The sequence below is a fragment of the Streptantibioticus rubrisoli genome, from assembly GCF_024436055.1.
GTDB lineage: Bacteria > Actinomycetota > Actinomycetes > Streptomycetales > Streptomycetaceae > Streptantibioticus_A > Streptantibioticus_A rubrisoli.
In genome coordinates this window covers 1-16,619 of record NZ_JANFNH010000029.1, presented here as the reverse complement: position 1 = coordinate 16,619, position 16,619 = coordinate 1, and the positions used below count along the sequence as shown (strand labels likewise).

Sequence of the window (16,619 nt, the reverse complement as noted above, 5' to 3'; positions counted from 1 at the left end):
CCTCCCGCACCCCTGTGGCTGGGGGGAGTGCCCAGCGCTCAGCCCCCAGACACCGTCCCTCGGGCCCGGGCAAAGCGTTTCGGCGTGGCGCCCCCCGGTATTTCCAACGCTCAGGACAGCAGGCCGCGTTCCAGTGCGGTGATGACCGCCGCCGTGCGGTCTGAGACGTCCAACTTGCGGTACGCGCGCAGCAGATGCGTCTTCACCGTCGCCTCGCCGATGAACAGCTTCCTGCCGATCTCCGCGTTGGTCAGCCCCTGGCTGACCAACCGCAGCACCTCGATCTCCCGGTCGGACAGCGGCGGGGTCTCCACCGCCCGCGCCCGGAACAGCTTGGACGCCAGCGACGGCGTCAGCACCGTCTCACCGCGCGCCGCCGCCTGCACCGCGTTGATCAACTCCATCCGGGAACTGCCCTTGAGCAGGTATCCGGCCGCGCCCGCCTCCACGGCGCGCAGGATGTCCGCGTCGCTCTCGTACGTGGTGACGATGACGACCTTGCTGCGCGGTGAGGCGTGCAGGATGTGCCCGGTGGCGTCCACCCCGTCCATCCCGCCCATCCGCAGGTCGAGCAGCACGATGTCAGGCGTCAGATGGGACGCGAGGGCCACCGCCTCCTCACCGGATCCGGCCTGTCCGACGACGGTGATGCCCTCGGCGGACTCCAACATGGCGCACAGGCCCTCCCGTACCACGGGGTGGTCGTCGGCCAGCAGCACCCTGATCACGTTGTGGTCGGTCACGTCCTCATCCCTCGCTGGTCGGTTCAGCGGGCACCGTGACCTCGATGGTGGTGCCCTGTCCCGGGCGGCTGCTGACGGTCGCCACCCCGTTGATCTCGCGCGCCCTGGCCTGCATGCCGCGCAGTCCGAACCCGCCGCCGTCGCGGGCCACCGGCTGGTCCTGGAAGCCCTCGCCGTCGTCCCGCACCAGCAGGCGGACGCTGGCCTCCTCGAAGACCAGCACGACGTCCACGTTCCGCGCCTGCTTGGCGTGCTTGCGCACGTTCGCGAACGCCTCCTGCACCGACCGCAGCAGCACCACGCTGACCGCCATCGGCAGTGGCCGGTCCGCGCCCCGCACCGAACAGCGCACCGCCACACCGGCCTCCGCCTCCAGCCCCTCCGCCTGCCGCCGTACCGCCTGGACCAGCGAACTCTCCCGCAGCGCCGGAGGGGTGAGCGCGGCGACGAAGTCACGCGCCTCGGCCAGGCTGTCCTTGGCCACCCGCCCGGCCAGCCCCAGGTGCTGAAGGGCCAGCTGGGGGGCGTGGGTCACCTCCGACTCAGCCGCCTGCACCAGGCTGATGATGCTGGTCAGGCCCTGTGCCAGGGTGTCGTGGATCTCCCGGGCCAGCCGCTCGCGCTCCGCGGAGATCCCGGCCTCGTGGGACAGCCGGGCCAGCTGCTCACGGCTGCGCCGCAGCTCGTCGATCAACTCGGCGCGCTCCCGGCTCTGCCGCACCACCCGGGTGATCCACAGCCCCAGCAGTACGGACAGCGCTATGCCCAGCAGGGAGATGGGCAGCACGGTGCCCATGTCCCCGCCGGTCAGCCAGACCACCGTCACCGGCATCAAGCTGGCCAGCAGCACCACCGCGATCGCCGACGTGGTGGGCAACGCCATCATCAGCATCGGAACGATGGCGAACAGCGCGAAGGAACCCGAGATGTCGAACCCGGTGGCCACCGCGAACAGCGCGAACAGACCCAGTCCGAACACGACGTTGCGTCTGCTGACGGTCCGGTGGACGGTGTTGTGCAGCATCAGGCCCCGACCCAGCGCCGCGTACCACGGGACCGCCAGCGTCAGCGCTCCGATGGCGATGGCGCGCCGTGCCTGGTCGCCGTGGGTGGTGAACAGCAGCACGGTGGTGACGGCGTAACTGATGGCGAAGTACCCGTCCCACAGGGCGAACCAGCGGTTCTTGGCCTCGGGGGCCTCGTCCGCGGTCTGCTCCACCGCGTCCACCTGGGAGTTCACCGGGCTGTGAGTGCGCACAGCACACTTCCTACCACCCTTCGGTGTCCGCTTGTCCACCGACTGGTGGACAGCAGGTCCAACCGTTCAGTCGTCCCGGTGGAACGGGGTGCGCCCCTAGCGTGGAGTGCAGTGGCGCAGGGAGTGGCGCCAGACCAGGGAAGGCCAGCAGTCACATGAGCCCGTTTCTGACCGCGCTGATCGCCAGCGCGACGATCCTCATCATCATCCTGGCGACCGACCTCGGCCGCCGGCGCCTGACCAACATGCGGATGGCGCGGTCACTGATCGCGGTCGCCATCGTCATCGCGCTGTTTGTGCACTCGCTGCCGACCGGTGGCAACGACATCTCGCTGCAGCTCGTCGGCATCGGCGTGGGGGCCATCTGCGGTCTGATAGCCGGTGCCCTGCTGCCCGCCCACCGGGATCCGGCCACCGGCCACATCTTCACCAGGGGCGGTATCGGATACGCTCTGCTGTGGGTCATCCTGTCCAGCTCACGCGTCGTGTTCGCCTACGGGACCGAGCACTGGTTCCCGCAGGGAATCATCAAGTTCAGCATCGACTACAAGCTCAGCGGGCAGGACGTCTACGCGAACGCCTTCGTCTTCATGTCGCTGGCGATGGTGCTGGCCCGTACCGCGGTGCTGTTGACCCGGCGTCGCAAGCTGCTGGCACAGGGCAACGCCGCCACCAAGCAGGCCGAGCCCGTCCGCACCCACTAACTGCCCAGCGGCAACGACCGGTTGGAACGCTCAAGGAAGCAGTGGAACGCAATGGATGATGTGAGGCTCCGTCCGCCTCGGAACCGCGTCGAGCGCCGCGCCGTCGCCTGGTGGACCACGCAGTCGTCGATCTTCGCGCTGCCGCTGCCGATCGTGTTCGCGGTGCTCTATCTGTTCATCCCGCCGGCCAGGACCTGGTTCGGCTGGTGCCTGGCCATCACACTGGTTCCCGGGCTCGCCTACATGCTGGTGATGCCGGCGTGGCGGTACCGGGTCCACCGCTGGGAGACCACCAACGAGGCGGTGTACGCCTCGTCCGGGTGGCTGTGGCAGCGGTGGCGGGTGGTGCCGCTGTCCCGGGTCCAGACGGTGGACACGCTGCGCGGCCCGCTCCAGCAGATGTTCCGGCTCTCCGGGATCACCGTGACCACCGCCTCGGCCTCAGGCGCCGTGAAGATCAAGGGACTTGACCATCGGGTCGCCGCCGACGTGGTGGAGCACCTCACCAAGTACACGCAGGCGACGCCGGGAGACGCGGCATGAGCGCCGACGCCCCGGTCCGGCACCGCACGGACGCCGCGAACCCCGAGTGGGAGCGGCTCAACGCCCGGCTGATCCTGGTACACGCCAGCCTGCTGGCCGCCCCGCTCGCCTCTTGGGCGGCCACCCTGGTGGCCACCGGCGGCAAGGTCAACCTGCAGGCCCTGATCACCTTGGGTTCGCTGCTCATCACCTTCCTGGTGGTGACCAGCATCGGCATGATGCGGTACCTCACCACCCGGTACCGCATCACCGAGGACCGCGTGGAACTGCGTTCCGGACTGCTGTTCCGCAGCCACCGCGCGATACGGCTGGACCGCATCCGCAGCGTCGACCTGACCGCCAACCCGGTCCACCGCGTCTTCGGGCTCACCTCGCTGCGGATCGGCACCGGCGAACAGACCCACTCCGCGGGCCGCAAGCTCACCCTGGACGGCGTCAGCAAGGCCCAGGCCGCCGAACTGCGGCAGCGGCTGCTCAGCCGCAGGGACGCGCTCGGCGCGGCGGCGGTCGAGGACGACGGCCTGATCGCCGACATGGACTGGTCCTGGATCCGCTACGCCCCTTTGACCATCTGGGGCGTCGGCGGTGTGCTGGCCGCGGTCGGCACCGCGTACCGCACACTGCACGAGATGAAGGTCGACCCGCTGCAACTGGGGTTCGTCAAGGACATCGAGGCCCACTACGGATCCGTACCCCTGTGGTTCGGCATCCTGATCACACTGCTGATCATCGTGGTGCTCGGCGCCATCTTCTCCACCGCCACCTTCACCGAGGGCTGGTACGGCTACCGGCTCGAACGGGAGGACGGCGGCACCTTCCGGGTCCTGCGCGGACTGCTCGTCACCCGCTCCGTCACCATCGAGGAACGGCGGCTGCGCGGCGTGGAGTTGGGCGAGACGATGTTCCTGCGCTGGGCAGGCGGCGCCCGCCTCAACGCGGTGGCCAGCGGCCTGGGCGACCGGGACGAGAACCGCAAGCGCCGGATGCTCACGCCCCCCGTACCCCGTGCGGAGGCGCTGCGCGTCGCCGCCGACGTACTGTCCGAGGCCGAGTCCCCGACCTCGCTGACCGATCTCAGGCCGCACCCGCGCATCGCCCTTCGGCGCCGCGTCAACCGGGCGCTGACGGTCACCGCGCTGATCGTCATCCCGCTGGCCGCCCTCGGCCTGTGGCTGTCCACCGCGCTGCTCTACGCGGCCGTGGCCGCCGCCGTGGTGTTGCTGCCGGTCACGCTGGCGCTGGCGTACGACGCGTACCGCACCCTCGGGCACGGGATGCGCGGCCGCTACCTGGTGACCCGCTCGGGCACCTTCGCGCACCGCACGGTGGCGCTGCAGCGGGAGGGCATCATCGGCTGGAACATCTCCAGCTCGTTCTTCCAACGCCGTTCAGGACTGCTCACCTTGGGCGCCACCACGTCCGCCGGTGAGCACTGCTACAAGGTGCGGGACGTGACCGTGAGCGAGGGGTTGTCCTTCGCCGAGGAGGCGGTGCCGCACCTGCTCACCCCGTTCCTGGAGCGGGTACCCACCCACCGGCGGGACCGCAGGCGCCGCTGAACCCCCAACAGGCCAACTGTCCCAACCCCCGGGAAGTGGGGGGCGACTTGACCAGTCGCCCCCCACTTCTAGTGGTGCGCGGGGTGCTGTCGCCGCCGACGGCTCATCGCGCGGCCAGTTCGACCAGCCGCTCGACGACCGACGCCGGAGACGGCATCGTCGCGATCTCCTGCCGCACCTCGACCGCCGCGGTGCGCAGCTTCTCGTCATCCACCAGCCGACGCAGCAACTCCACGTCGAGGTCGGCGGCCGTGGCGCTGATCCCGGCACCCCGGTCGTGCACCGCCTGGGCGTTGACGAACCGGTCCGCGCCGTCCGGCAGGATGACCTGCGGAACACCGGCGTTGAGCCCGGCCAGCGTGGTGCCCGCGCCACCGTGGTGCACGGCGCCGACACAGGTCTGCATCAGCACGGTGAGCGGCACCCAGCCGACAACCCGCACGTTCGACGGCAGTTCGCCCAACGCGCTGGTGTCCACCTCGCCGAGGGCCAGTACGAACTCCGCGTCCACCTTGGGCGCCGCGGCCAACAGCCGCTGCACCGGACCGAGACCGGTGACGTGCACCGACGCGGTTCCCAACGTCACCGCGATACGCGGCCGTTCCGGCTTGTCCAGCACCCAGTCCGGCAGTACCGCACCGCTGTTGTACGGCACCGGGCGCATCGACCAGCCGTACGGCTCGGGCTCGACCATGCTCGGCGGCGCGATGTCGATGGTGCGCACCTGCTCCGGCACGCCGTCCACGCCGTGACGGCGCATGGTCTCGGTGAGTTGGGCGACGGTCAGCGCACGGATGTCACCGCCGCGCGCGAAGCCGAAGTTGTGCTGCACCGCCGGGATCCCAAGCTTCTGCGCGGCGATCAGGCCGGAGACGAAGATCTGCTCGTAGACGATCAGGTCCGGGCGGAACGCCTCGGCGGTGCGCACGACGCCGTCCGCCAGATGGTCGTTGAGGTGCGCGAACAACTGGATACCGGCCATCGGGTCCGGGCCTTCGGGCCTGCGTACCCGCTCCAGCAGCTCTGGCACGGTGCTCTGGAAGAAGCTTTCCAGCTCAAGGCCCGGCGCCACATCCGCCACATGCAGCCCGGCGTTGGCGACTTCCAGACCGTAGCTTCCGGTGGCCACCAGCACCTCATGACCGGCGGCCCGCAGCGCCCACTGCAGGGGAACCGTGGGGAAAACATGGCCGATGGCCGGATAGGAGACGAACAGCACGCGCATCGCCACGCGCTCCTTTCGGACTGCGTGAAATGCAGTCGGTATTCTTGACTTTTCCTGCTTGCCCAGCGCATTCTCATCGGGTTGCCCAAAGCCCGTCAAGGCGCCTGTTCACACCCAACGGATAGGGGTGAATAGGGGGTTTGGAGGGGTTACTTAAGGGCTGTGCTCCATGACAGGCTGCGAAATGGTCGTTGGATTCTGTCTGTCACGGTAATGGAGCGCGTTGATGAGTGGATCCGAGGATTTCACGCCCGAAAGCAGCGACGTGAAGGGCTTGGGTCCTGGCGTAGCGGGTCCCGACACGGCGGCGGACGCCACCGGCGACACGCCGTCCTGGCGGCAGCGGCTGGCCGAACTGCCCGCGGCCGAACAGGAACAAGCGCTGCTGGAGTGGCTGGACACCCTGGTGCGCGCCGCCCTGCGTGACTCGGCACCGGACCACCTCGACCCGCACCGCCCGTTCCTTGAGCTCGGCTTCGACTCGCTCGCCGCGGTCGACCTGCACAGCCGCATCACCGCGGCCACCGGACTGCGGCTTCCGGTCACCCTCGCCTTCGACCACCCCACCCCGTTCGCGCTGGCCCGCCAACTACGCGCCGAACTCCTCGGACTGACCGGGCAGGACGCTCCGGCCGCGGTGCCCGCCGCCTTCGCCGACGACGAGCCCATCGCCATCGTCGGCATGGGCTGCCGCTACCCCGGAGACGTACGGTCCCCGGAAGACCTGTGGAACATCGCGCTGCGCGGCGTCGACGCCATCACCGAATTCCCGTCCGGCCGCGGCTGGGACCTCGCCGGACTCTACGACCCCGACCCGGACCGGCCCGGCACCAGTTATGCCCGCGAGGGTGGATTCCTCCACGACGCCGACCAGTTCGACCCGGCGTTCTTCGGAATTTCGCCGCGCGAGGCACTCGCCATGGATCCGCAGCAGCGGCTGCTGCTGGAAACCTCCTGGGAAGCATTCGAACGCGCCGGAATAGACCCCGCCGGTTTTCGTGGCGATCAGGTCGGCGTCTTCGTCGGCCAGGAGACCCAGGACTACGGCCCGCGGCTGCACGAGGCCGAAGAGGGCTTCGAGGGCTACCTGGTGACCGGCAACGCGGCCAGCGTCGCATCCGGCCGCATCGCCTACACCTTCGGCTTCGAAGGCCCCACCGTCACCGTCGACACCGCCTGCTCCTCCTCGCTGGCCGCACTCCACCTCGCCGTACAGGCGCTGCGCAGCGGAGAGTGCTCCATGGCGCTCGCCGGTGGTGTGGCGGTCATGGCCAACCCCGGCTCGTTCATCGCCTTCAGCCGCCAGCGCGGCCTGGCCCCCGACGGCCGCTGCAAGCCGTTCGCCGCCGCGGCCGACGGCACCGCCTGGGGCGAGGGCGCCGGAATGCTGCTGGTCGAGCGGCTTCGCGACGCCCGCCGCAACGGCCACCCGGTCCTGGCGATCGTCCGCGGCACCGCGATCAACCAGGACGGCGCCAGCAACGGCCTGACCGCCCCCAGCGGACCGTCCCAACAGCGCGTCATCCGCCAGGCGTTGGCCAACGCCGGGCTGCAGGCGGCCGATGTGGACGCCGTCGAGGCGCACGGCACTGGCACCCGGCTCGGCGACCCCATCGAGGCGCAGGCGCTGATCGCCACCTACGGCCAGCACCGCCCCGACGACCAGCCGCTCTGGTTGGGCTCGCTGAAGTCCAACATCGGCCACACCCAGGCCGCCGCCGGTGTCGCTGGAGTCATCAAGATGGTGATGGCCATGCGGCACGGCGTACTGCCCCGCACGCTGCACATCGACCAGCCGACCCCGCACGTCGACTGGACGGCGGGCGCCGTCGAACTGCTCACCGACACCCGCGAGTGGCCGGACACCGGCCGGGTACGCAGGGCAGGTGTGTCCTCGTTCGGCATGAGCGGCACCAACGCCCACGCCATCATCGAACAGGCCCCCGCCGACGACACCAACGACACGGCGGAGCAGACCGGCCCGGCCACCCCGCCCGCCGTACTGCCGTGGCCGCTGTCCGCGAAGACCCCGGCCGCGCTGCGCGCCCAGGCAGAACGGCTGCACGCCCAACTCGCCGCCGAGCCCGAGTACGACACCCTCGACATCGGCTTCTCCCTGGCCACCACCCGGGCCACCTTCGAACAGCGCGCGGTGCTCGTCGCCAACGACCGCCCCGCCTTCCTCGACGCGCTACGCGCCCTCGCCGACGACACCGCGACGCCGTCCGTCGTGACCGGCGCCCCCGTCGCGGGTCGCACCGCCTTCCTGTTCACCGGCCAGGGCAGCCAACGCCTCGGCATGGGACGCGAGTTGTACGACACCTACCCGGTCTTCGCCGACGCGCTGGACGACGCCTGCTGGTACCTGGACGAGCACCTCGAACTGCCGCTGCTGGACGTGGTGTTCGGCGACGATTCCGAACCGATCGACCAGACCGCCTACACCCAGCCCGCGCTGTTCGCCATCGAGGTGGCGCTGTTCCGGCTGCTGGAGTCCTGGGGGCTGCGGCCCGACCTCCTCGCCGGCCACTCCATCGGCGAACTGGCCGCCGCCCATGTGGCGGGGGTGCTCACGCTGGAGGACGCCTGCGCACTGGTCGCCGCCCGCGGCCGGTTGATGCAGGAACTGCCCGGCGGCGGCGCCATGGTGGCCGTCGAGGCATCCGAGGCCGAGGTCGCGCCGCTGCTGGTCGAGGGCGTGAGCATCGCCGCGATCAACGGCCCCACGTCGATCGTCATCGCGGGCGACGAGGACGCGGTACTGGACATCGCCGCGCGCCTTGAGCAGCAGGGCCGCCGCACCAAGCGCCTCACGGTCAGCCACGCCTTCCACTCACCGCACATGGACGGCATGCTCGCCGAGTTCCGCCGCGTCGCACAGGTGGTGGAGTACCAGCCCCCACGCATCCCCATCGTCTCCACCCTCACCGGAACCACCGCCACCGCCGAGCAGCTGTGCTCACCCGAGTACTGGGTACGGCATGTGCGAGAAGCCGTCCGATTCCTCGACGGCGTACGGACGTTGGAGGCGCAGGGCGTCACCACGTATGTCGAACTCGGCCCGGACGGCGTGCTGTCCGCCATGGCCCAGCACTGCGTCACCGCCACCGGCGCCGCGTTCCTGCCCGTACTGCGCCGGGACCGCTCCGAGCCGCAGACCCTGACCACCGCCGTCGCCCAGGCCCATGTCCGGGGCAGGGCCGTGGACTGGGCCAAGGTCTACTCCGGCACCGGCGCACGACGCATCGAGCTGCCCACGTACGCCTTCCAACGCGAGCGGTTCTGGCTGGACAGCACCACAACGCGGGCCGAGGCGAACGACGTTGACGCCGCGGACGCCCGCTTCTGGGACGCGGTGGAACGCCAGGACCTCGACTCGCTCTCCGCCGAACTGGCGGTCAACATCGACCAGCCGCTGACCGAGGTGCTGCCCGCACTGTCGGCCTGGCGGCAGCAGCAGCGCGACCGCTCGGTGATCGACGGCTGGCGCTACCAGGCCACCTGGCAGCCGCTCACCGAGTCCACCACCCCCACCCCGCGCGGCACCTGGCTCGTGGTGGCCCCCACCAGCGCGCACACCGACGTGATCGACACCGTGCTGGCCGCCCTGGACGCCCAGCGCCTCGACATCAACCCCGCCGACACGACCCGCGCCCAACTGGCCGAGCAGCTCGCCGAACACCGCACCGTCGACGGTGTACTGTCCCTGCTCGCCCTCGACGAGGCCCACGGGCTGACCGCGTCCGCCGCACTGCTCCAGGCACTCGGCGACGCACACATCGACGCACCCCTGTGGTGCGCGACCCGCGGGGCCGTGTCCGTCGTCCGCTCCGACCGCCTGCGGGCCGTACCGCAAGCCGCCGTATGGGGCTTGGGCCGAGTGGCCGCCATGGAACTGCCCGAACGGTGGGGCGGCCTGGTGGACCTGCCCGAGACCCTGGACGAACGGGCCGCGGGCCGTCTGGCCTCCGTGCTGGCGGGGATTGGCGACGAGGACCAGGTCGCCGTGCGCGCTTCCGGTGTCTTCGGCCGCAGGCTCGTCCGCGCCTCGCAGGACGGCGCCGAAGGCAACCCGTGGACGCCGACCGGTACGGTGCTGGTCACCGGTGGCACGGGTGCGTTGGGTGCCGAGGTCGCCCGTTGGCTGGTGGCCAACGGCGCTGAGCACGTCCTGCTTACCAGTCGCCGTGGCATGGACGCCCCCGGAGCGGCCGAACTCCACGCCGAGTTGACCGTCACCGGAGCCCGGGTCACGATCGCGGCCTGCGACGCGGCCGACCGCGACGCCCTCGCCGAACTGCTCGCCACCATCCCGGCCGAGCACCCACTCACGGCCGTCGTTCATGCGGCAGGCGTGCTCGACGACGGCGTACTCGACGCCCTCACCCCCGAGCGCTTCGCCACCGTGCTGCGCGCCAAGGCAGTCTCCGCGCACAACCTGCACGAACTCACCCGCGACCATGACCTGTCGGCGTTCGTCCTCTTCTCCTCCGTCACCGGCACCCTCGGCGCGCCGGGCCAGGCCAACTACGCAGCGGCCAACGCCTACTTGGACGCCCTCGCCGAACAACGCCGTGCCGACGGCCTGCCCGCCACCTCGATCGCCTGGGGTCCTTGGGCCAACAGCGGCATGGCAGCCGACGAGTCCCTGGAACGCCGCATGCGGCGCGAAGGCATGCCGCCGATGGCACCGGCGTTGGCCATCCGCGCCCTGAGCCAGGCCATCGCACACGGCGACGCGACAGTCACCGTCGCCGACATCGACTGGGACCGCTACGCGCGCGAGACCACCGCCACACGGCCCAACCCGCTCATCGCCGACCTGCCCGAGGTGAAGCAGATCGGCTCTGGCCGGGTCATCACCGACGCCAACGCCGCCACCACCCTCACCGAACGGCTCACCGGCCTCACCGCTGCGGAACAGGACCGCGAACTCCTCGACCTGGTCCGCACCCAGGTCGCGACGGTACTCGGCCACACCAGCCGCGACTCGGTGGAAGCGGACCGCGCCTTCCGGGAACTCGGCTTCGACTCGCTGACCGCGATCGAACTACGCAACCGCCTGGGCGCCACGACCGAACTGCGCCTTCCGGCAACGCTGATCTACGACTACCCGACCGCCTCCGCCCTCGCGGCCTACCTGCGCGGCGAACTGCTGGGCAGCGCGGACACCTCCGGCAGCGGCACGCTTCCCCTGGCGAAGCCCGTCGAAGACGACCCCATCGCGATCGTGGCGATGAGCTGCCGTTTCCCCGGCGGCGTACGGTCGCCCGAGGAACTGTGGCGACTGCTCGTCGGCGGCGAAGACGCCATCGCCGAGTTCCCCACCGACCGAGGCTGGAACCTCGACCGCCTCTACAACCCCGACCCCGACCAGCAGGGCACCTCATACGTCCGCCACGGCGGCTTCCTCTACGACGCCGACCAGTTCGACGCCGAGTTCTTCGGCATCTCGCCGCGTGAGGCGCTGGCGATGGACCCGCAGCAGCGGCTGCTGCTGGAAACCTCATGGGAGGCCTTCGAGCGCGCGGGCATCGATCCGGTGGCGTTGCGCGGTAGCCGCACCGGTGTCTTCGCGGGCACCAACGGCCAGGACTACGCCTCGCTGATCACATCCCCGCCGAAGGGCCTTGAAGGCCACCTCGGCACCGGCAACGCGGCCAGCGTGGTCTCCGGGCGCATCGCTTACGTCTTCGGCCTCGAAGGCCCGGCCGTCACCGTCGACACCGCGTGCTCCTCATCGCTGGTCGCACTCCACCTGGCGGTCCAGGCACTGCGCAACGGCGAGTGCGAACTGGCGCTGGCCGGTGGCATCACCGTCATGTCCACCCCGGAAGCCTTCGTTGACTTCAGCCGTCAGCGTGGGTTGTCGGTGGACGGCCGGTGCAAGTCGTTCGCTGCGGGTGCGGATGGTACGGGGTGGGGTGAGGGTGTTGGCATGCTGCTGGTGGAGCGGCTGTCGGATGCCCGCAGGAATGGTCACCCGGTGTTGGCGGTGGTGCGTGGTAGTGCGATCAATCAGGATGGTGCGAGTAACGGCCTTACGGCGCCTAATGGTCCGTCGCAGCAGCGGGTGATTCGGCAGGCGTTGGCGTCCGCTGGTCTTTCGGCTGTGGATGTGGACGCGGTGGAGGCGCACGGTACGGGTACCACGTTGGGTGATCCGATCGAGGCGCAGGCGTTGCTGGCCACGTATGGGCAGGATCGGGTTGACGAGCGGCCGCTCTACCTGGGTTCGATCAAGTCGAACATCGGTCATACGCAGGCGGCGGCTGGTGTCGCTGGTGTGATCAAGATGGTGTTGGCGATGCGGCATGGTGTGTTGCCGCGCACCCTGCATGTGGATGAGCCGACGCCGCATGTGGACTGGTCGACGGGTGCGGTCTCGCTGCTGACGGAGTCGGTGCCGTGGCCGGAGACCGGACAACCGCGCCGCGCGGCCGTCTCAGCCTTCGGACTGAGCGGCACCAACGCCCACACCATCATCGAGCAGGCCCCGGACACGGACGCTCCGACCGAGGCCGGGGAAGCCGCCGCGCTGCCGGTCGTCCCGGTCGTCCCGGTGGTGCTGTCCGGCAAGAACGAGGACGCGCTACGTGCTCAGGCGGAGCGACTGCGCACCCGGGTTGCCGAGGACGACTCCGTCAAACTCGCCGACGTCGCCTATTCGTTGGCGACCACACGTTCTGCCTTGGATCGGCGTGCGGCTGTGGTCGCTGGTGACCGGGATGGGTTGCTGGGTGGGCTGGAGGCGCTGGCTGAGGGTCGTAGTGCCTCTGGTGTGGTTGAGGGTTCGCTGGTGGGTGGGAAGTTGGCGTTCCTGTTCACTGGTCAGGGCAGTCAGCGGCTGGGTATGGGTCGTGAGTTGTATGCGGCGTATCCGGTGTTCGCGGATGCGTTGGATGCGGTGTGCGCGGTGCTGGATGGGCATCTTGAGCGGCCGTTGTATGACGTGGTGTTCGGGTCGGATGCCGGGTTGTTGGATCAGACGGTTTACACGCAGCCTGCGTTGTTCGCGGTTGAGGTGGCGTTGTTCCGGTTGGTGGAGTCGTGGGGGCTGCGGCCTGACTTCCTGGCTGGGCACTCGATCGGTGAGCTGGCTGCGGCGCATGTGGCGGGTGTGTTGTCGCTGGATGATGCGTGTGCGTTGGTGGCGGCTCGTGGCCGTTTGATGCAGGAGCTGCCGTGCAGCGGTGGGGCGATGGTGGCGGTGCAGGCGTCCGAGGACGAGGTCGTCCCGCTGCTGGTTGAGGGCGTGAGCATTGCTGCGATCAATGGGCCGTCGTCGGTGGTGATCGCGGGTGACGAGTCCGCCGTGTTGGAGATCGCTTCCGGTTTCGAGGCGCGGGGTCGTAAGACCAAGCGTCTGACCGTCAGCCATGCGTTCCATTCGCCGCGTATGGACGGCATGTTGGAGGCGTTCCGCGAGGTGGCCGCGGGCTTGTCGTATGAGGCGCCGCGGATTCCGATCGTCTCGAACCTCACCGGTGCTGTGGTCTGCGCCGAGGAGATCTGTGCCCCGGAGTTCTGGGTGCGCCATGTGCGTGAGGCGGTCCGGTTCCTCGATGGTATGCGGGTGTTGGAGGCCGAGGGTGTGGCGACGTTCGTCGAGCTCGGCCCGGATGGTGTGTTGTCGGCCATGGCGCAGGAGTGCGTCACGGTCGAGGACGCGGTGTTCGTTCCCGTGCTGCGTCGCGACCGGCCTGAGGCGGAGTCGCTGACCGTCGCGTTGTCCCAGGCGCATGTGCGTGGTGTGACCGTGGACTGGGAGGCGTTCTTCGCGGGCACCGGTGTGCGCCGGGTGGATCTGCCCACGTATGCCTTCCAGCGGCAGCGTTACTGGCCGGGTATCGAGGCGCTGGGCGCCGGGGACCTCGAATCCGTTGGTTTGGGTGTTGCTGGTCATCCGTTGCTGGGTGCTGCGGTGGGGTTGGCTGGTAGTGGTGGTTTCCTGTTTACGGGTGTGTTGTCTGCTGGTTCGCGTGGGTGGGTTGCGGATCATGTGGTGTTGGGCTCGGTGTTGTTGCCGGGTACGGCGTTTGTGGAGTTGGCGGTTCATGCGGGTGCTGCGGTGGGGGTGGAGCGGCTTGAGGAGCTGACGTTGGAGGCGCCGTTGGTGCTTCCTTCCGGTGTGGGTGTGCGGTTGCAGTTGGTGGTGGAGGCTGCGGACGCGTCGGGGCGTCGGGGTTTTGCGGTGCATTCGCGGCGGCGTGATGCGGTGGCGGGTGAGCCGTGGGTGCGGCATGCCACGGGTGTGTTGGCTCCTGGTGTGGTGCCGGTTGGCGGGGATTTGGCGGTGTGGCCGCCGCAGGGTGCGGTGCCGGTTGCGGTTGATGGGTTGTATGGGGAGTTGGCGGAGGCTGGTCTGGCGTATGGGCCGGTCTTTCGTGGGCTTCGTGCGGTGTGGCGGCGGGATGGTGATCTGTTCGCCGAGGTCGCGTTGCCGCAGGAGGCGCGGGAGGAGGCGGGCGAGTACGGGCTGCACCCCGCACTGCTCGACGCCGCCTTGCATGCCGTCGGCGTGGACAGCGCCGAGCGCTTGGACGAGCTGAACGCCGGTCCGCTCGTTCCGTTCGCGTGGAGTGGTGTCTCGCTGTACGCGGTGGGGGCCTCGACGCTTCGGGTGCGGCTTTCCGAGCTGCGGCCGGGTGCGGTGTCGCTGCTGGTGGCTGATGGTTCCGGTCAGTTGGTGGCGTCCGTTGACTCGGTGGCGTTGCGTGCGGCTTCGGCTGAGCAGGTACGAGCCGCCGCCGGTGCCGGACATCATGAGTCGCTCTTCCAGTTGGAGTGGACCCCGGTCCCGGCGCCGGGCGCCCCTGGACTGTTCGCCGAGGACTGGGCCGTACTCAACAACGGTGACCTGTCCGCCTTGGTGGAGGCGGTCGATTCCGGTTCGCCGGTACCAAGCACGGTTGTGGTCGAGTATGCGGCTTACGCGGCTGCCGATTCACCCGTTGATGCCGATGCGGTGCGGGGTGCTACGCATCGTGTGTTGGGTTTGCTCCAGGCGTGGTTGGCGGATGAGCGGTTCGCTGATTCGCGTTTGGTGTTGGTCACTCGGGGTGCTGTGGAGGCGGTTCCGGGTGAGGGGGTTCGGGATCTGGCGTTTGCGGCTGCGCGGGGGCTGTTCCGCTCGGCGCAGTCGGAGAACCCGGGCCGCCTGGTACTGCTCGACATCGATGACTCCACGGCGCGTGTCGATCCGGGGCTACTTGCGCTGGACGAGCCGGAGTTGGCGGTGCGCGGCGGTGTGGTGCGTGCGCCACGTCTCGTACGTGTGCCGGTGAGCGGGGACGCGGACGCGCCGGGTGTCTTCGCTGGTGAGGGCACGGTGCTGGTCACCGGTGCCACGGGCACGCTGGGCGGTCTGGTCGCCCGGCACCTGGTGGTCGAGCACGGCGTTCGGCACCTGCTGCTCGTTAGCCGCCGTGGGGCCCAGGCGCCGGGTGCTGCCGAACTTGCCTCTACGCTGACGGATTTGGGTGCAGACGTCACGTGGGCTGCGTGTGATGTGGCTGACCGGGAGGCGTTGGCGGGTCTGCTGGGTTCGGTGCCGGTGGAGCGCCCGTTGGTGGGCGTGGTGCATGCCGCGGGTGTGTTGGACGACGGTGTGGTTTCGTCGTTGACGCCGGAGCGGGTGGATGGGGTGTTGCGTCCGAAGGTGGATGCGGCGCTGCATCTGCATGAGTTGACGCGGGATGCTGGTCTGCGGGCGTTTGTGTTGTTCTCTGGTGCGGCTGCGGCGTTCGGTGCTGCGGGGCAGGGGAGTTACGCGGCGGCGAACGCGTTCTTGGAGGCGTTGGCGCAGCGGCGGCGTGCGGAAGGTCTGCCTGCCACCGCGTTGGCGTGGGGCCTGTGGGCGCAGGCCAGCGGCATGACCGGGCACCTTGATGCGGTCGACCTGCGTCGCATAACCCGTGACGGCATGGCTCCGCTGTCCTCCGAAGAGGGCCTGGCGCTCTTCGATGCTGCCGGTGCGGCCGACCAGGCCGTCCTGCTACCGATGCGGCTCGACCTCGGCGCCGTACGTGCGGAGGCGAGCGCCACGGGCAACGTACCGGCGCTGTTCCGCGGCCTGGTGCGCGCGCCGATGCGCCGGGTGGCCAACGCGGACGGAGACAACGGCGGCAACACGCTCGGCCGGCGCCTGGCCGGTCTGCCGTCGGTCGAACAGGACCGGGAGCTACTGGAGTTGGTCCTCCGCAGCGTTGCCGGTGTGCTCGGCTATGCCGGATCCCAGTCGGTGGACTCCAGCCGGGCGTTCAAGGAGTTGGGTTTTGACTCGCTGACGGCGGTGGAGCTGCGCAACGATCTGAAGACGGTCACGGGGTTGCGGCTTCCGGCTACGTTGGTCTTCGATTATCCGACTCCTGCGGACCTGGCCCGGTTCCTGCGCGATGAGCTGGTGGGTGCGGACGAGGCGGACGCCGTGGTGACGGCGGGCGGTGCGGTCACGTCAGCGGTCGAGGATGACCTCATTGCGATTGTGGGGATGAGTTGTCGGTTCCCTGGTGGTGTGCAGTCGCCTGAGGATTTGTGGCAGTTGGTGCTGTCGGGTGGGGATGGGGTTTCCGGGTTCCCGGTGGA

7 protein-coding genes are annotated in these 16,619 nt (G+C 69.6%); 4 read left to right on the top strand and 3 right to left on the bottom strand.

All coding sequences use genetic code 11. The annotated features are described in order from the left end of the window. Nucleotides 1–110: 110 nt before the first annotated feature. Together NON19_RS21695 and NON19_RS21690 are read right to left on the bottom strand one after the other, a co-directional pair. Nucleotides 111–728, bottom strand: coding sequence for a response regulator (locus tag NON19_RS21695; protein ID WP_443729343.1), 618 nt, complete (start codon nucleotides 726–728; stop codon nucleotides 111–113). Between the two features lie 19 nt (nucleotides 729–747). Then, nucleotides 748–2,001, bottom strand: coding sequence for a sensor histidine kinase (locus NON19_RS21690; protein WP_255930463.1), 1,254 nt, complete (start codon nucleotides 1,999–2,001; stop codon nucleotides 748–750). 155 nt (nucleotides 2,002–2,156) lie between these two features. Here NON19_RS21690 and NON19_RS21685 point away from each other — a divergent pair, with 155 nt between their 5' ends. Genes NON19_RS21685 through NON19_RS21675 form a run of 3 tightly spaced genes read left to right on the top strand, consistent with a single transcriptional unit; the run spans nucleotide 2,157 to nucleotide 4,807 of the window. Beyond that, nucleotides 2,157–2,705 (top strand): hypothetical protein, encoded by a 549-nt coding sequence (locus NON19_RS21685; protein ID WP_255930462.1) that lies wholly within the window; start codon nucleotides 2,157–2,159, stop codon nucleotides 2,703–2,705. A 51-nt stretch (nucleotides 2,706–2,756) separates the two neighbouring features. Then, a complete protein-coding gene (locus NON19_RS21680; RefSeq protein ID WP_255930461.1) occupies nucleotides 2,757–3,248 on the top strand; it encodes a PH domain-containing protein in 492 nt (163 codons plus the stop codon). Next, entirely contained in the window at nucleotides 3,245–4,807 is a 1,563-nt protein-coding gene (locus tag NON19_RS21675; protein WP_255930460.1) for a PH domain-containing protein, read from the top strand. Before NON19_RS21680 ends, NON19_RS21675 begins: the two co-directional genes overlap by 4 nt. 103 nt (nucleotides 4,808–4,910) lie before the next feature. Here the strand turns inward: NON19_RS21675 and NON19_RS21670 are convergent, their stop codons facing one another. Continuing rightward, nucleotides 4,911–6,032, bottom strand: a complete 1,122-nt coding sequence (locus NON19_RS21670; protein ID WP_255930459.1) for a nucleotide disphospho-sugar-binding domain-containing protein — start codon at nucleotides 6,030–6,032, stop codon at nucleotides 4,911–4,913. A gap of 223 nt (nucleotides 6,033–6,255) precedes the next feature. Between NON19_RS21670 and NON19_RS33210 the strand changes: the two genes are divergently transcribed. Further along, nucleotides 6,256–16,619: type I polyketide synthase (locus NON19_RS33210; RefSeq protein WP_443729342.1), on the top strand; the 10,364-nt coding region annotated here is incomplete at its 3' end.

What these genes read in the sequence shown, in the direction of transcription:
- NON19_RS21670 (WP_255930459.1), bottom strand. Translation starts at nt 6,032, where the DNA reads ATGCGCGTGCTGTTCGTCTCCTATCCGGCCATCGGCCATGTTTTCCCC.
- NON19_RS21675 (WP_255930460.1), top strand. Translation starts at nt 3,245, where the DNA reads ATGAGCGCCGACGCCCCGGTCCGGCACCGCACGGACGCCGCGAACCCC.
- NON19_RS21680 (WP_255930461.1), top strand. Translation starts at nt 2,757, where the DNA reads ATGGATGATGTGAGGCTCCGTCCGCCTCGGAACCGCGTCGAGCGCCGC.
- NON19_RS21685 (WP_255930462.1), top strand. Translation starts at nt 2,157, where the DNA reads ATGAGCCCGTTTCTGACCGCGCTGATCGCCAGCGCGACGATCCTCATC.